This window comes from Pseudomonas lini (assembly GCF_030812475.1).
Lineage (GTDB): Bacteria > Pseudomonadota > Gammaproteobacteria > Pseudomonadales > Pseudomonadaceae > Aquipseudomonas > Aquipseudomonas lini_A.
The window spans coordinates 14,619-29,551 of sequence record NZ_JAUSSR010000001.1; the positions used below are offsets into that span (position 1 = coordinate 14,619).

Annotated in this window: 13 protein-coding genes and 1 pseudogene; 7 read left to right on the forward strand and 7 right to left on the reverse strand. The window is 60.1% G+C overall.

Annotated features, from left to right (window positions below; genetic code table 11):
• The first annotated feature begins 1 nt into the window (after position 1).
• The gene (locus J2W17_RS00060; protein ID WP_307327332.1) at positions 2–1,366 is read left to right on the forward strand and encodes a DUF1552 domain-containing protein; all 1,365 of its coding nucleotides are present in this window, start codon (positions 2–4) and stop codon (positions 1,364–1,366) included.
• Between the two features lie 116 nt (positions 1,367–1,482).
• Here the strand turns inward: J2W17_RS00060 and J2W17_RS00065 are convergent, their stop codons facing one another.
• On the reverse strand, positions 1,483–1,641 hold the full coding sequence (locus J2W17_RS00065; protein ID WP_178084746.1) for a DUF3309 family protein: 159 nt from the start codon (positions 1,639–1,641) through the stop codon (positions 1,483–1,485).
• Positions 1,642–1,920: 279 nt separating this feature from the next.
• Between J2W17_RS00065 and J2W17_RS00070 the strand changes: the two genes are divergently transcribed.
• The 3 genes from J2W17_RS00070 (at position 1,921) to csrA (ending at position 3,477) form a co-directional block, all read left to right on the forward strand.
• The gene (locus J2W17_RS00070; protein ID WP_307327334.1) at positions 1,921–2,736 is read left to right on the forward strand and encodes an SDR family oxidoreductase; all 816 of its coding nucleotides are present in this window, start codon (positions 1,921–1,923) and stop codon (positions 2,734–2,736) included.
• Between the two features lie 64 nt (positions 2,737–2,800).
• Complete coding sequence (locus J2W17_RS00075) at positions 2,801–3,133, forward strand: YnfA family protein (RefSeq protein ID WP_307327337.1); 333 nt, start codon at positions 2,801–2,803, stop codon at positions 3,131–3,133.
• 155 nt (positions 3,134–3,288) lie between these two features.
• Positions 3,289–3,477, forward strand: a complete 189-nt coding sequence (csrA, locus tag J2W17_RS00080; RefSeq protein ID WP_307327340.1) for a carbon storage regulator CsrA — start codon at positions 3,289–3,291, stop codon at positions 3,475–3,477.
• A gap of 5 nt (positions 3,478–3,482) precedes the next feature.
• Here the strand turns inward: csrA and J2W17_RS00085 are convergent, their stop codons facing one another.
• The 4 genes from J2W17_RS00085 to J2W17_RS00100 all read right to left on the reverse strand — a co-directional run bounded on the left by J2W17_RS00085 (position 3,483) and on the right by J2W17_RS00100 (position 8,809).
• Complete coding sequence (locus J2W17_RS00085) at positions 3,483–3,710, reverse strand: YheU family protein (protein ID WP_003199186.1); 228 nt, start codon at positions 3,708–3,710, stop codon at positions 3,483–3,485.
• Between the two features lie 221 nt (positions 3,711–3,931).
• Positions 3,932–5,122, reverse strand: a complete 1,191-nt coding sequence (locus J2W17_RS00090) for an osmoprotectant NAGGN system M42 family peptidase (RefSeq protein WP_307327371.1) — start codon at positions 5,120–5,122, stop codon at positions 3,932–3,934.
• Between the two features lie 162 nt (positions 5,123–5,284).
• A complete protein-coding gene (gene ngg, locus J2W17_RS00095; protein WP_307327374.1) occupies positions 5,285–7,033 on the reverse strand; it encodes an N-acetylglutaminylglutamine synthetase in 1,749 nt (582 codons plus the stop codon).
• Between the two features lie 3 nt (positions 7,034–7,036).
• Positions 7,037–8,809: an N-acetylglutaminylglutamine amidotransferase gene (locus tag J2W17_RS00100; RefSeq protein ID WP_307327378.1), complete on the reverse strand. Its 1,773-nt coding sequence runs from the start codon at positions 8,807–8,809 to the stop codon at positions 7,037–7,039.
• A 215-nt stretch (positions 8,810–9,024) separates the two neighbouring features.
• Between J2W17_RS00100 and J2W17_RS00105 the strand changes: the two are divergent.
• A pseudogene (locus J2W17_RS00105) lies at positions 9,025–9,483 on the forward strand (NEL-type E3 ubiquitin ligase domain-containing protein); the annotation flags it as partial.
• A gap of 4 nt (positions 9,484–9,487) precedes the next feature.
• Here the strand turns inward: J2W17_RS00105 and mnmC are convergent.
• Positions 9,488–11,470 (reverse strand): bifunctional tRNA (5-methylaminomethyl-2-thiouridine)(34)-methyltransferase MnmD/FAD-dependent 5-carboxymethylaminomethyl-2-thiouridine(34) oxidoreductase MnmC, encoded by a 1,983-nt coding sequence (mnmC, locus tag J2W17_RS00110; RefSeq protein WP_307327382.1) that lies wholly within the window; start codon positions 11,468–11,470, stop codon positions 9,488–9,490.
• Between the two features lie 237 nt (positions 11,471–11,707).
• On the opposite strand from mnmC, the gene pap reads away from it, so the two are divergent.
• Complete coding sequence (gene pap, locus J2W17_RS00115) at positions 11,708–13,222, forward strand: polyphosphate:AMP phosphotransferase (protein ID WP_307327385.1); 1,515 nt, start codon at positions 11,708–11,710, stop codon at positions 13,220–13,222.
• 102 nt (positions 13,223–13,324) lie between these two features.
• Positions 13,325–14,509, forward strand: coding sequence for a thiolase family protein (locus J2W17_RS00120; RefSeq protein WP_307327387.1), 1,185 nt, complete (start codon positions 13,325–13,327; stop codon positions 14,507–14,509).
• Between the two features lie 153 nt (positions 14,510–14,662).
• Here the strand turns inward: J2W17_RS00120 and J2W17_RS00125 are convergent, their stop codons facing one another.
• Positions 14,663–14,857, reverse strand: a complete 195-nt coding sequence (locus J2W17_RS00125; protein WP_307327391.1) for a DUF6316 family protein — start codon at positions 14,855–14,857, stop codon at positions 14,663–14,665.
• Between the last annotated feature and the right edge of the window lie 76 nt (positions 14,858–14,933).

Sequence of the window (14,933 nt, forward strand, 5' to 3'; positions counted from 1 at the left end):
CATGGGCATTTTGAAAAGTCGTCGGCGTTTTCTGGCGGGCCTGGCTGCGGCGGGTATCTATGGTCCCCTGACCCAATTTGGATTGGCGCGCATGGCATTGGCAGGGCAAACCCAGCAAGCTCAATTGAAGGTAGTGTTTGTCGTGTTACCTGACGGTCTGGCGGTGGACTCCTTCCAGGGCGGTGAAAATTTTGGTGACGGGCTCGGGTTGTGGCATCCCGTTGCATCTGAAATGGATACCGCGGCATTCACTTTGAGCGAAGTCAGCTCGGAACTGGCCGCCTATCGTAGTCAATCGTTATACCTGCGTGGAATTCTTCTGGGACCAGGGAATGCTGGCCATAACGCCTGGGGTTGGCTATTACGTGACAGTCAACAGAACCATTCGTCTATCGACGTCCTGTTGGGGCAAGCGATGCCGGGCAGTGAGCCGACGCACCGCAGTCTGTTTGCCGGTCCCCATGCCGGGATCGACGGTTATCCCTGGTTTGTTTCATACCAGGGGACTGCAATTCGCACGCCTTACCGCGACCCAAAGTTGATGGCTGAGTCGTTGTTCAAGGCCCCCGTTCAAATGAAGCGCTCCGAACCTGGAGCCGGCTCGCTGTTGGAGGCAGCCCTGGTGGATATCCAGGAGGTCAAAAGCAAGCTCTCCGCCGGCGAACGGCAAAAGCTCGATACCCATCTGGACTCGGTACGGCAGGTTATCAAGGATCTTGAGGATGCACGTCCACCCGTGGGTGAATGCCAGCCAGTGACGCTGGAACCTGTGGATTACAGGAGTGCGCTGCACCGCAACCGGATTCAGGCCGACCATCATCAAGTGGTGGCAACTGCCTTGAGTTGTGGGATAACCCGCGTCGCCACGATTCAAATCGGGCGCTCGGCGGAGTCGCTCAATATCATTGATGTCAGTCCCACCAGTAATCCCCATGAGTGTGCTCACCGTCGCTCCGGGGAAGCATTCTGGAAGGGAACGCGGCAATGGTATGTTCGGCAGGTCAAACTATTGATGGACGAATTGTCCCGGTATCAGGATCCACACGTGCCCGGCGACAACCTGCTCAAACATACCCTCGTCGTACTCACTAGCGAAATGGCCGATGGAGCCCCTGAGCACACGATTGATATGCCCATGGTGTTGATGGGGGGGGCGAGTGGTTTGCTCAAAAGCGGGGAGGGTGCAGGACGGTATTTCAATATCACGCAGCAGGCCGATCGTCAGCACCATGCAGGGAACCCGACCATTGGCAAGCGCTTCGTTGACATGCAGCGCATATGGGCAACCATAGCCAAAGCTGCGGGAACGAGCGTGCCTTACGGAGGTAACATCGAGCCAGTCACAGGAATTTTCAGCAACGTTTGAGGACGCTTTGCAGTCTGTGCGTGCGTGCACCGGCTTCGACACACCGCCCGGAAAAAATGCCAGTCAGTGAGACTGACTGGCATTGGATTTCAGCAGGTTATCTGCCTTTCAAAGCTTCATATCTTGCCAAGCAATAGCAGGATCAACAGCACCACCAACACCACGCCGATGATACCCGACGGGCCATACCCCCAACTTCTGGAGTGCGGGAAGACCGGTAAGCCACCTACCAGCAGGAGGATCAGGATAATGATCAGAATTGTGCCCATGTTTATTTCCTTGTTGGAAGTGTTCTGGAACTACCTGGCGTTTAACTGTCAGCCGTGATGCCATAAAACCAGGATGCTTACAAAATCCGACTGTTGCCCATGAAAGAAAATTCCAAGTTTTTTTAATGTTTTTCGAAGAAAGGCTTATTTCGTTTTTACTCCATTAGTTGGTCGGAGGCCTTCCACGGTTTGCCTGGGCCATTCAGCAATCTGATGGAGCGTGGGTCGGGCAATGTCCTTCGCTACACTCGACGCATCTTCCCCGGAACAACAAGGCTGTTTGCTATGCAAAATCGCATGATGATCACTGGCGCGGGCTCAGGCTTAGGTCGCGAAATCGCACTGCGCTGGGCGCGTGAAGGCTGGCAGCTGGCCTTGTCGGATGTCAGCGAACCCGGTTTGCAAGAAACCCTGAAACAGGTTCGCGAAGCGGGCGGCGACGGATTCATCCAGCGTTGCGATGTCCGTGATTACAGCCAGCTCACCGCCTTCGCCCAAGCCTGCGAAGAGAAACTGGGCGGCATCGATGTCATCGTCAATAACGCCGGCGTCGCCTCGGGCGGGTTCTTCAGTGAACTGTCCCTGGAGGACTGGGACTGGCAGATCGCAATCAACCTGATGGGGGTGGTCAAGGGCTGCAAGGCCTTCCTGCCACTGCTGGAAAAAAGCAAAGGCAAGATCATCAACATTGCGTCGATGGCAGCACTGATGCAAGGCCCGGCCATGAGCAACTACAACGTCGCCAAGGCGGGCGTGGTGGCTTTGTCCGAAAGCCTGCTGATCGAACTGGCGCAGCAGGAAGTCAGCGTGCACGTGGTGTGCCCGTCATTCTTCCAGACCAACCTGCTCGATTCCTTCCGCGGCCCGACGCCGGCCATGAAGGCCCAGGTAGGTAAATTGCTGGAAAGCTCGCCGATCACCGCGGCCGACATTGCCGATTACATCTATCGACAGGTCGGCGCCGGCGAATTCATGATTCTGCCCCATGAACAGGGCCGCATGGCTTGGGCACTCAAGCAGAAGAACCCGCAACTGCTCTACGACGAAATGACCATCATGGCCGACAAGATGCGCGCCAAGGCCAGACAAACCGCAGGCTGAACTTGCCTCTGGGCATCACGGTCGCTAGGGTGGCCGCAACCGGCCATCCTCGCGAGACGTTTGCATGCTCAACTACCTGTGGTTTTTCCTCGCCGCGCTGTTTGAAATCGCCGGCTGCTTCGCGTTTTGGGTGTGGCTACGTCAGGGCAAGAGTGCCTGGTGGATTGTGCCGGCGTTGCTCAGCCTGACCCTGTTTGCGCTGCTGCTGACCCGTATCGAGGCGACCTATGCCGGTCGCGCCTATGCCGCTTATGGTGGTATCTATATCGTTGCGTCGATTGGCTGGCTGGCGGTGGTCGAGCGGATTCGTCCGTTGGGCTCGGACTGGATCGGCGTGGGGCTGTGCGTGATCGGGGCCAGCGTCATCCTGTTCGGACCACGCTTTTACCCATCCTGACAGATAAGTCCTACAGCGCCGGTGATTTGTCAGACCCTTCCTTCACCGGCCTGCTTGATGCGTTGTAGGAGAGGACTGATTTGCCTTCGTTGCATTGAACACCCGCCGTGGGCCGGGCATCTTCAGGGTCAATTAACCCTGAAGGACGAAATGCCATGCTTGTACTCAGTCGCGTTGTAGGCGAATTGATCTCTATCGGTGACGACATCTCCGTACGCATTGTCGCGGTCAACGGTGGCACGGTGCGCTTCGGCGTCGAAGCGCCGCAGAACGTCGAAGTGCACCGGGCCGAGGTCTACGAACGCATCCAGCTCAAATTGCCGAAGAAAAACAAAGCGCGCTGAAGGTTTCAGTCGAACAGATGCTTGGGCACGTCGTGCTTGAGCATCAACTGGCATTGTTCGCTTTCCGGGTCGAAGACAATCAGCGCCTGCCCCTTGGTCAAGGCTTGGCGAACACGCAGTACGCGGGTTTCGAGCGGCGTGTCATCACCGTTGTCGGTGCCGTCACGGGTGACGAAATCCTCGATCAGGCGGGTCAGGGTGTCGACTTCAAGTTGGTCGTGGGGGATCAGCATGGGCACCTCGGCTAAACAATGGCGCGATGCTACGGCGAATGATTGATTTCGGCTAGCCTGCGGCTTATCTGTCGCCTGATCTACCGCTTTCGCGAGCAAGCCCGCCCACAGTGGACCGCGTTTTTCCTGGAGGAACTCGGTCGAATGTGGGAGCGGCGGTGCGACGATTCGACTTGCTCGCGAAGGCGATGGTTCAGGCACCAAATCCCTTAAGGCAAAAATCAGCTCTCCGACCGCTGCCCCACCAGGCTATCCACCGACGGCACCCGGGTATCGCTTTCCATCTGCGTGTCATGTTCGATCTGATGACTGAACCTGTCCAGCGATCCCTTCGCCGGTTGGGCATCGCTGGCGAATACCGGTGGGCTGAGGATGTAGGCACCCAGCAAACGACTGAGCGCGGCGAGGCTATCGATGTGGGTGCGTTCGTAGCCATGGGTGGCGTCGCAGCCGAAGGCGAGCAGGGCCGTGCGAATGTCGTGACCGGCAGTCACCGCCGAATGCGCGTCGCTGAAGTAATACCGGAACAGGTCGCGCCGTACCGGCAATTCATTGTCACTGGCCAGTCGCAGCAGGTGGCGCGACAAGTGATAGTCGTAAGGCCCGCCGGAATCCTGCATCGCCACGCTCACTGCGTGTTCGCTGGAATGCTGGCCCGGCGCAACCGGGGCGATGTCGATGCCGACGAATTCGCTGACATCCCAAGGTAACGCCGCCGCTGCGCCGCTGCCGGTTTCCTCGGTGATGGTGAATAGCGGATGACAATCGATCATCAACTCTTCGCCGCTGTCGACGATCGCTTTCAGCGCCGCCAGCAAGGCGGCAACACCGGCCTTGTCGTCGAGGTGACGGGCGCTGATGTGTCCGCTTTCAGTGAACTCCGGCAAGGGGTCGAAGGCGACGAAATCGCCGACGCTGATCCCCAGGGAGTCGCAATCGGCCCGGGTGGCGCAATAGGCGTCCAGACGCAGTTCGATGTGATCCCAGCTGATCGGCATTTCATCCACGGCAGTGTTGAAGGCGTGCCCGGAAGCCATCAGCGGCAACACGCTGCCGCGGATCACCCCGTTATCGGTAAACAGGCTGACCCGGCTGCCCTCGGCAAACCGGCTGGACCAGCAACCGACCGGGGCCAACGTCAGACGCCCATTGTCCTTGATCGCGCGAACGGCAGCGCCAATGGTGTCCAGGTGCGCGGAAACGGCGCGGTCCGGGCTGTTCTTTTTGCCCTTGAGCGTGGCGCGGATGGTCCCGCGCCGGGTCATTTCAAAGGGGATGCCAAGTTCTTCAAGGCGTTCGGCGACGTAGCGCACGATGGTATCGGTGAACCCGGTCGGGCTGGGAATGGCGAGCATTTCCAGCAGGACTTTTTGCAGGTAGTTGAGATCCGGTTCGGGAATTTTGCTGGTCATGGAAACTCCTGATGAGTTGAGCGCATCGATGGTTTCGATGAGGGGGGAGGATTTGTGGTGCTTGTCAGGACGCCTTCGCTGGCAAGCCAGCTCCTACAGGGGAATGCGATCACCTGTAGGAGCTGGCTTGCCAGCGAAGGCGGCCTAGCAGGCGCTACATAACTAAGAAGCCGCCGGCTGACTATGCGGAAACAACAAATCCACAAACCGCTCGGCCGTCGGCTGCGGTTCATGGTTGGCCAGCCCGGCGCGCTCGTTGGCTTCGATAAACACATACTCCGGTTGATCGGCGGCGGGCACCATCAGGTCGAGCCCGACCATCGGGATATCCAGCGCCCGCGCCGCACGCACCGCCGCATCGACCAGGGTCGGATGCAGGGTCGCCGTGACATCCTCGAGAATGCCGCCGGTATGCAGATTCGCCGTGCGCCGCACGAACAGATGCTCGCCGGCCGGCAGAATGCTCTCGTAGTCGTAACCTGCTGCGTGCAGGGTGCGCTCGGTCTCATGGTCCAGCGGGATTTTGCTTTCGCCGCCGGTGGCTGCCTGGCGACGTCGACTCTGGGCTTCGATCAGCGCACCGATGGAATGCTGACCATCACCCACCACTTCTGCCGGTCGGCGGATCGCGGCGGCGACCACTTCGAAACCAATCACCACGATTCGCAGGTCGAGGCCTTCATGGAAGCTTTCCAGCAGCACGCGGCTGTCGAACTGGCGGGCGGCCTCGACGGCTTGCTGGACCTCTTCGATGCTCTGTAAATCTACCGCGACCCCATGACCCTGCTCGCCATCCAGGGGTTTGACCACCACACGCTCGTGCTCATCGAGAAACGCCAGATTGTCGTCCGCGTTACCCGCGAGCTGTTGCGCAGGCAAATTCAGGCCGGCCTTTTTCAGCGCCTTGTGGGTCAGGCTCTTGTCCTGGCACAGTGTCATGCTGATGGCACTGGTCAGATCGCTCAAGGATTCGCGGCACCGTACCCGTCGTCCGCCATGGATCAAGGTGAACAGGCCGGCCTCGGCATCGTCGACCTGCACTTCGATGCCGCGCCGGTGCGCTTCCTCGACGATGATCCGCGCATACGGATTGAACTCGGCTTCGGGACCCGGACCGAGGAACAGCGGTTGATTGATGCTGTTCTTGCGCTTGATGGCGAAGGTCGACAGGTTGCGAAATCCCAGCTTGGAGTAAAGACTTTTCGCCTGGCGGTTGTCGTGCAGCACCGACAGGTCCAGGTAACTCAAGCCGCGGCTCATGAAGTGTTCGATCAAGTGCCGCACCAGCACTTCACCGACGCCCGGTCGCGAACATTGCGGGTCGACGGCCAGGCACCAGAGGCTGCTGCCGTTTTCCGGGTCGTTGAACGCCTTGTGATGATCAAGGCCCATGACGCTGCCGATGATCGCGCCGCTGTCCTCATCTTCGGCCAGCCAGAATACCGGGCCGCCCTGGTGACGCGGGGTCAGCAGGCTCGGGTCTATCGGCAGCATGCCGCGCAGCTGATACAGCTGATTGACCGCCGCCCAGTCTGCATCGCTCTGGGCCCGACGGATGCGAAAACCGCGAAACACCCGGGTGGACTGCCGATAATCGCTGAACCACAGACGCAAGGTGTCGGACGGGTCGAGAAACAGCTGTGCCGGCTCCAGCCCCAACACTTGCTGGGGCGCGGCAACGTAGAGCGCAATGTCGCGCTCGCCGGGTTGCTCGTTGAGCAACTCCTGGGCGAGGCTCGCCGGGTCGGCAAAGGTGTGGCCGATCAACAACCGGCCCCAGCCGCAATGCACGGCGATCGGCGCCGCGCCCAATTTGCTGCCATCTTCGGCCAGGCGCGCCTGCAAGCGTTCGTAGGAGGGTGCCTGACCGCGCAACAGGCGTTGGCTATAAGCCGTGGCATGGGGTTTCATCGATCAGATTCCTTGTTCACTGAGCCACAGATTCAGGGCCGCCAATTGCCACAGCTTCGAGCCGCGCAAAGGGGTCAACTGGCCTTGTGGATCGGTCAGCAGGCGATCGAGCATTTCTGGCTTGAACAGACCGCGATCCTGGCTGGGATCGAGCAGCAGTTCGCGCACCCAGTTCAACGTGTCGCCCTGCAAGTGCTTCAGGCCGGGGACCGGGAAGTAACCCTTCTTGCGGTCGATCACTTCACTGGGAATCACCAGCCGCGCCGCTTCTTTCAAGACTTGCTTGCCGCCGTCCGGCAGTTTGAATTTGCCCGGCACCCGAGCTGACAATTCCACCAGGCGGTAGTCCAAAAACGGTGTGCGCGCTTCCAGGCCCCAGGCCATGGTCATGTTATCGACGCGTTTGACCGGGTCGTCCACCAGCATCACCGTGCTGTCCAGGCGCAAGGCTTTGTCCACCGCAGCATCCGCGCCGGGCTGGGCGAAATGTTCTTTGACGAAGTCACCCGCGGCGTCATTGGCGGTCAGCCATTTCGGCTGCACGGTGGCGGCGTAATCGTCGTAGCTGCGGTCGAAAAACGCATCGCGATAGGCGGCGTATGGATCGGCGGCGCCGTCGACTTGCGGATACCAGTGGTAACCGGCAAACAACTCGTCCGCTCCCTGGCCGCTCTGCACCACCTTGCAATGCTTGGCCACTTCCCGGGACAACAGATAGAAAGCGATGCAGTCATGGCTGACCATCGGCTCGCTCATGGCGCGGAACGCCGCTGGCAGTTGTTCGATGATCTCTTTTTCGTCGATGCGCAGTTGGTGGTGCTGCGTGTTGTAGTGCTTGGCGATCAGGTCCGAGTACTGGAACTCGTCGCCGCGCTCGCCACCGGCATCCTGGAAACCGATGGAAAAGGTCGACAGGTTTTCCACGCCGACTTCCCGCAACAGACCGACCAGCATGCTCGAATCGACACCGCCGGACAGCAGCACGCCGACATCGACCGCCGCACGTTGACGAATCGCCACCGCATCGCGGGTGCTCTCGAGCACCCGGTCGCGCCAGTCTTCGAGGGTCAGGTTCATCTCGTCGGCGTGGGGGCCGTAGGGCAGTGTCCACCAGATTTTCTGCTCGGTGGTACCGTCCGCTTCGATGCGCATCCAGGTCGCCGGTGGCAGTTTTTCGATGCCCGCCAGCAAGGTGCGCGGAGCCGGAACCACGGCGTGAAAATTCAGGTAATGATTGAGCGCCACCGGATCGAGGATCGGGTTGATGTCGCCGCCCTTGAGCAACGCCGGCAGCGACGAGGCAAAGCGCAGGCGCTGGCCGGTGCGCGACAGGTACAGCGGTTTCACGCCCAGACGGTCGCGGGCGATGAACAGGCGTTTGGCGTCGCGCTCCCAGATGGCGAAGGCGAACATGCCATTGAGTTTGGGCAGCAGGGCTTCGCCCCAGGCGTGATAGCCCTTGAGCAGCACTTCGGTATCACCGCCGGAATAGAAGGCGTAGCCCAGGCTTTCCAGCTCGGTACGCAGTTCCGGGAAATTGTAGATAGCGCCATTGAATGCCAGGGACAAGCCCAGTTGGTTGTCGACCATCGGCTGCGCCGAGCCGTCCGACAGGTCCATGATTTTCAGGCGACGATGGCCCAGGGCAATCGGCCCTTGGGCCTGGAAGCCCCATGCGTCAGGGCCGCGAGGGGCCAGGTGATGGGTGATTCGTTCAACGGCTGCAAGGTCCGCAGGTTGATGATCAAAGCGTAACTCGCCAGCTAATCCGCACATAAAGTCCTTACCGGTTTTTCCGTTGGGGAGGGTCAAGCGATACCGCACCAAAAACGGTGGGTACTCTGAAACTGACCCGAGCGATTCCTCGTAGTTTTAGATCGATAAGTTATAAGCGGGTATTGCCGGACGAATGGCGGGACGGCAGAACGGCAGATTGAACGGGCGGTAAATAATGCTGCGATGCAGAGGAGTAGGATTATCTCGCCAAGCTTGCCAAGGAGCATGTCGAGGCCAATACCACGCTCGATCCTGTGGAAGTGGAGCTGGCGTATCGCACAGGGTTGGCCGAAAGACTCGACCTTGTTGGCCAACCCAAGCATATGCGCTTCGCCTCGGTCGGTGGCGTGACCTCGGCGGACCTGGACATTGCATGCAATAAGGTCATCAGCGCTGAAGCTTCCTCCGAGCTGTTGGATGACTTGGTTAAACGCGATTTCTGGGGCGATTTTTTGCGTGAACAGAAGGCTGAAAAATTCACCGCGCTTTTCGAGCCTTTTCTGAAACGGGTGAATACAGCCACCGAAAACATGGAGGCGCTGGGCGCGGGATACCGCGCGCAGGTCGACGGCATTGCGGATGAGAAACAGCTGGCTGAAAACGGTCTGTTGAAACGTCTGACCGAGGAGGTCCTGAAGGCGGAGGAGTCAAAGACCTGTTTTATTCTGGATTGATCATTCAGGCCTTGCTTCTAATCAATCGACGCAAGGCAAAGCGATTCGGATGACACGCCTCGGCCACAGTCCTTGGCAGTGGCAAGGGTTCATCATCGAGCCAGGCGGCAAGCAACTCGCCGGACAACGGTGCGGTGATCAACCCTCGCGAGCCGTGCCCGCTGTTGATGTACAAACCATCCAGCCAGGGGCAAGGAATGTCCGGTGTTTTCCGGGCATCCTTGCTCAAGGCACGGTAGGCCCCGGCAAATGCCTGACTGTCCGCCAATGGACCGACAATCGGCAAATAATCCGGGCTGGTGCAGCGAAACGCTGCGCGACCTTCGAGAGTTTGCGGTTGCAGGGTGTCCGCGCCGAGTCGTGTGACCAGGTCCAGCGATATTTCCTCGAGCATCTTAAGGTTATCGGCATGCTCGGCGGCTGTCGGTGTCAGGTCCTCGGTGTTGAAATCAAAACTGGCACCCAGGGTATGTTCGCCCAGCCGTGCTGGCGCCACATAACCTTCGGCGCAGACCACTGTGTTCAAACTCTGGCTGGCGGCTGTTTGTGGCAGGCGGGTGATCTGCCCGCGAATGCGTTTGAGCGGCAGCTCGCTGCTGCAGGGGAAACGCTTGATCTCGGCAGCGCCGGCCAGTACCACCACCGGTGCATCGGCCAGCAATGTTTCGCCATCCCACGCTTGCCATTGTCCCTCGGTGTGTCGCAATTGCAGCACATCGTGATGCGTCCGGACCCGGATATTCGGGTGTGCGGCCTGCCACTGGCACAGGGCGGGCGGATGCACCCAACCGCCTTCGGGAAAGAACAGCCCACCCGATTGCAGGCCGATACCGGCGTGCGCCTGGGCCTGCTCCCGATCAAGTGTGTGCAGCAAGTCCTCGGGAAACGCTGCCGCCAGCTGCGCCTGGCGCTCGGCTTCCTTGGCATTGAACGCCAGTTGCAGGACGCCACAAGCGTCCCAGTCCACGCCCCGCTGCAAATGCTCCAGCAGGCGTCGGGTGTAGCCAAAGCCGCTGACGATCAATTGCGACAATGCTGTGCCATGGGCCGAAAGCTTGAGATACAACACGCCCTGGGGATTGCCCGAGGCTTCCCGCGCCAGCGCATCGTGGCGCTCCAGCAGGCTGACTTGCCAACCTCTCGCCGCCAGGCTGGCGGCCGTCGCACAACCGGCCAGGCCGGCGCCGATCACCAGCGCCCGACGCTCGCCGGTCAGCGGTGTCGGGCGTGCAAACCAGGGTTTGGCCACGGCGGGTGCCTGGGCAGGTTCAGGCCAGCCGAGGAAGGTGCCGCGCAGGATCTCCCATTTATGGCCGATGCCTGGGGTGCGCTTCATCTTGAAACCCGCGGCGTTCAGCAATCGGCGCACCCAGCCGGTGCTGGTGAAGGTGCTGAGGGTCGAGCCCGGCGCGGCCAGGCGCGCCAGTTCGGCAAACAGTTCGGCGGTCCACATGTCGGGGTTTTTGGCCGGGGCGAAGCCGTCGAGAAACCAAACGTCGACCTGCGCATCCAGCTGCGGCAATTGCTCCAGGGCATCGCCGATCAACAAGGTCAGGATCACTCGGCCGTTATCCAGGATCAGACGCTGGAAGCCTCGATGGATCGCCACGTACTGCGCCAGCAGTTGCTCGGCAAAAGGTTTGAGCTCGGGCCACAAGGCCAGCGCCCGCTGCAGGTCCGGCAGGCTCAGCGGATACTTTTCGACACTCACGAAATGCAGCCGCGCACCCGCCACCGCGTGCTGTTCGAACAACTGCCAGGCGCAGAGAAAATTCAATCCGGTGCCGAAACCGGTCTCACCGATCACCAGTCTTGCGCCCACCGGTAACGCGGCAAAGCGTTCACGCAGATTATTTTGCTCGAGGAAGACGTAACGGGTTTCATCAAGGCCCGACTTATCCGAAAAATAGACATCGTCGAACACCCGCGAACGCGGGAGCCCTTGGTCGTCCCAGTCGAGCTGGGCGTGGGGCAATACAGGTTTCATGGCAGGCTCGGCAACGGCAAGGCGGCCATTCTAGCCTGTAGGAGCGAGCTTGCTCGCGATGGATTCCAGAACACGGCGTGTTATCCAGCAAAACCGCGGTATCGTTGGCGACCATCGTCGCAGCGCCGCCCGGAGCAGGCTCGCTCCTACAAAGTCATCACGAAACCATAGGGAATTTTCCCTGCGGACTAATGGCCCAATCCGCTAGTCTTGCTCAATCCGGGAAGGGAGCCGTCCATGTTCGAATCTGCTGAAATCGGTCACGTCATCGACAAAGAAACCTACGAAGCTGAAGTGCCAGCCCTGCGCCAGGCGTTGCTTGAGGCGCAGTTTGAACTTCAGCAGCAGAAACGCTTCCCGGTGATCATCCTGATCAACGGCATCGAAGGCGCGGGCAAGGGCGAGACGGTCAAGCTGCTCAACGAATGGATGGACCCGCGCCTGATCGAAGTTCGCACCTTCGATCAACAGACCGACGAAGAGCTGGCGCGACCACCGGCCTGGCGTTATTGGCGGATGCTCCCGGCCAAGGGGCGCATGGGGATTTTTTTTGGCAACTGGTACAGCCAGATGCTGCAAGACCGGGTCCATGGCGTGTTCAAGGATCCGCGGCTCGATCAAGGCATCAACGCCGCCGAGCGCCTGGAGAAGATGCTGTGCGACGAAGGCGCGTTGATCTTCAAGTTCTGGTTCCACCTCTCCAGGAAACAAATGCGCGCGCGGCTCAAGGCCCTGGCCGACGACCCTTTGCACAGTTGGCGCATCAGCCCGCTGGACTGGCAGCAGTCGCAGACCTACGACAAATTCGTCAAATATGGCGAACGCATCCTGCGTCGCACCAGCCGCGACTACGCGCCCTGGCATGTGATCGCCGGGATGGATCCGCGCTATCGCAGCCTGGCGGTGGGCATGATTCTGCTCGAGGGCCTGCAAGGCGCCCTGAAGCGCCCCAAAATTCACCCGGACAAAGTCAGCGCCGCGCCATTGATCAGCAGCGTCGACCAGATGAACCTGCTCGATAGCCTGGACTTGACCCTGAATCTGGACAAGGGCGAGTACGAAGAACAGTTGATCACCGAGCAGGCGCGGCTCTCCGGGCTGATGCGCGATAAACGCATGCGCCGCCACGCCCTGATCGCCGTATTCGAAGGCAATGACGCGGCGGGCAAGGGCGGGGCCATCCGCCGGGTGGCCGCAGCGCTGGACCCACGCCAGTACAGCATCGTGCCGATCGCCGCGCCCACTGAAGAGGAGCGGGCGCATCCGTATATGTGGCGGTTCTGGCGCCATATTCCGGCGCGAGGAAAATTCACCGTGTTCGACCGCTCCTGGTATGGCCGGGTGCTGGTGGAGCGCATCGAAGGTTTTTGCAGCGCGGCGGACTGGTTGCGCGCCTATGGCGAAATCAACGACTTCGAAGAGCAGATCGCCGATGCCGGGGTGGTCCTGGTCAAGTTCTGGCTGGCCATCGACAAACAGACGCAGATGGAGCGATTCGAGGAGCGGGAACAGACGCCGTTCAAGCGCTTCAAGATCACCGAAGATGACTGGCGTAACCGTGACAAGTGGGACGACTATCGGACCGCGGTCGGCGACATGGTCGATCGCACCAGTACCGAGGTCTCGCCCTGGACCCTGGTGGAGGCCAATGACAAGCGCTGGGCCCGGGTCAAGGTGCTTCGCACCATCAATGAGGCGCTGGAAGAAGCGTTCAGGAAGTCCGACAAGAAGGCGAAAAAGGACAAGAGGTGAGTCAATGGTTACGCATACGCAAGGTGAATGATTGTCGCGGTCGGTCATTCTGTGGACTTATGCTCGGTCTACTCCAATCCGACAACAACAATGAGGTATGCCATGCGTGAAGTGGTGATCGTCGACAGCGTGCGGACCGGCCTGGCCAAGTCCTTTCGCGGCAAGTTCAACATGACCCGGCCGGACGACATGGCGGCGCATTGTGTCGACGCCTTGTTGACACGCTCGGGGATCGATCCAGCCAGCGTCGAGGACTGTATCGTCGGTGCCGGCTCCAACGAAGGCGCCCAGGGCTACAACATAGGGCGCAATGTCGCCGTGCTCTCACGGTTGGGCGTCGGCTGTGCCGGCATGACCCTCAATCGTTTCTGTTCGTCGGGCTTGCAGGCGATTGCTATCGCCGCCAACCAGATCGCCTCGGGTTGCAGCGATATCATCGTCGCCGGCGGCGTCGAGTCCATCAGCCTGACCATGAAAAGCGTCAACACCGACAACCTGATCAACCCGCTGCTCAAAGAGCAGATGCCGGGCATCTACTTCCCCATGGGCCAGACCGCCGAAATCGTCGCCCGTCGTTATCACGTCAGCCGCGAACAACAGGACGTTTACGCGCTGCAAAGCCAGCAACGCACCGCGCAGGCCCAGGCCGGGGGATTGTTCGACGATGAAATCGTGCCCATGGCGGTGAAATATCGGGTTGAAGACAAGGCCACCGGGCAGGCGCAGATCCTCGACGGCATCGTCGATCGCGACGACTGCAACCGTCCGGACACCACGCTGGAAAGCCTGGCCGGTTTGAAACCGGTGTTTGCCGAAGACGGCTCGGTGACCGCCGGCAATTCTTCGCAGCTGTCCGATGGCGCCTCCATGACCCTGGTGATGAGCCTGGAAAAAGCCCTGGCGCTGGGGCTGAAGCCCAGAGCCTTCTTTCGCGGCTTTGCCGTGGCCGGGTGTGAGCCGGATGAAATGGGCATCGGCCCGGTATTCTCGGTGCCCAGGCTGCTCAAGGCGAAGGGTTTGCAGATAGCCGACATCGATCTGTGGGAGCTCAACGAAGCCTTCGCGTCCCAGTGCCTGTACAGCCGCAATCGGCTGGAGATCGATAACGACAAGTACAACGTCAATGGCGGCTCGATCTCTATCGGGCATCCGTTCGGCATGACCGGTTCGCGACAGGTGGGGCATCTGGTGCGTGAGTTGCACCGGCGTCATCTGCGTTACGGCATCGTCACCATGTGCGTGGGCGGAGGTATGGGGGCTACGGGTCTGTTTGAGGCAGTGCGTTAGAATCCGAAATGTTTGTTGCCTGATCAACCGCTTTCGCGAGCAAGCCCGCTCCCACAGTTGATCTGAGGTGCTCACAAATAATGAGTTCACAGAAGATCCAATGTGGGAGCGGGCTTGCTCCGGGCGGCGTTCCGACGATGCAGGCGCTGCGGTTTATTGGTTCGTCCGCAACAGCAGCATCCGCGCTATATAAGCCTGAATCTTCAACTCAGCCGTCTCCATGTTTTCAAACGGTCCTTCCAGGGTGTTTTCCCGGGTGCTGAAATACAGCTCCCCGTTCACACGGCACATCCGGTCACTGCGAAAGTGGGTAGCGGGGGTGTTGTCCTGGGCGCGCATGCCGTACATGGCGGTCTCCTGTGGGGTGTTGCCGTCGATGGATCCAATGAGCTTATGCACGAACCGCTGACTATGCCTCGCCAAC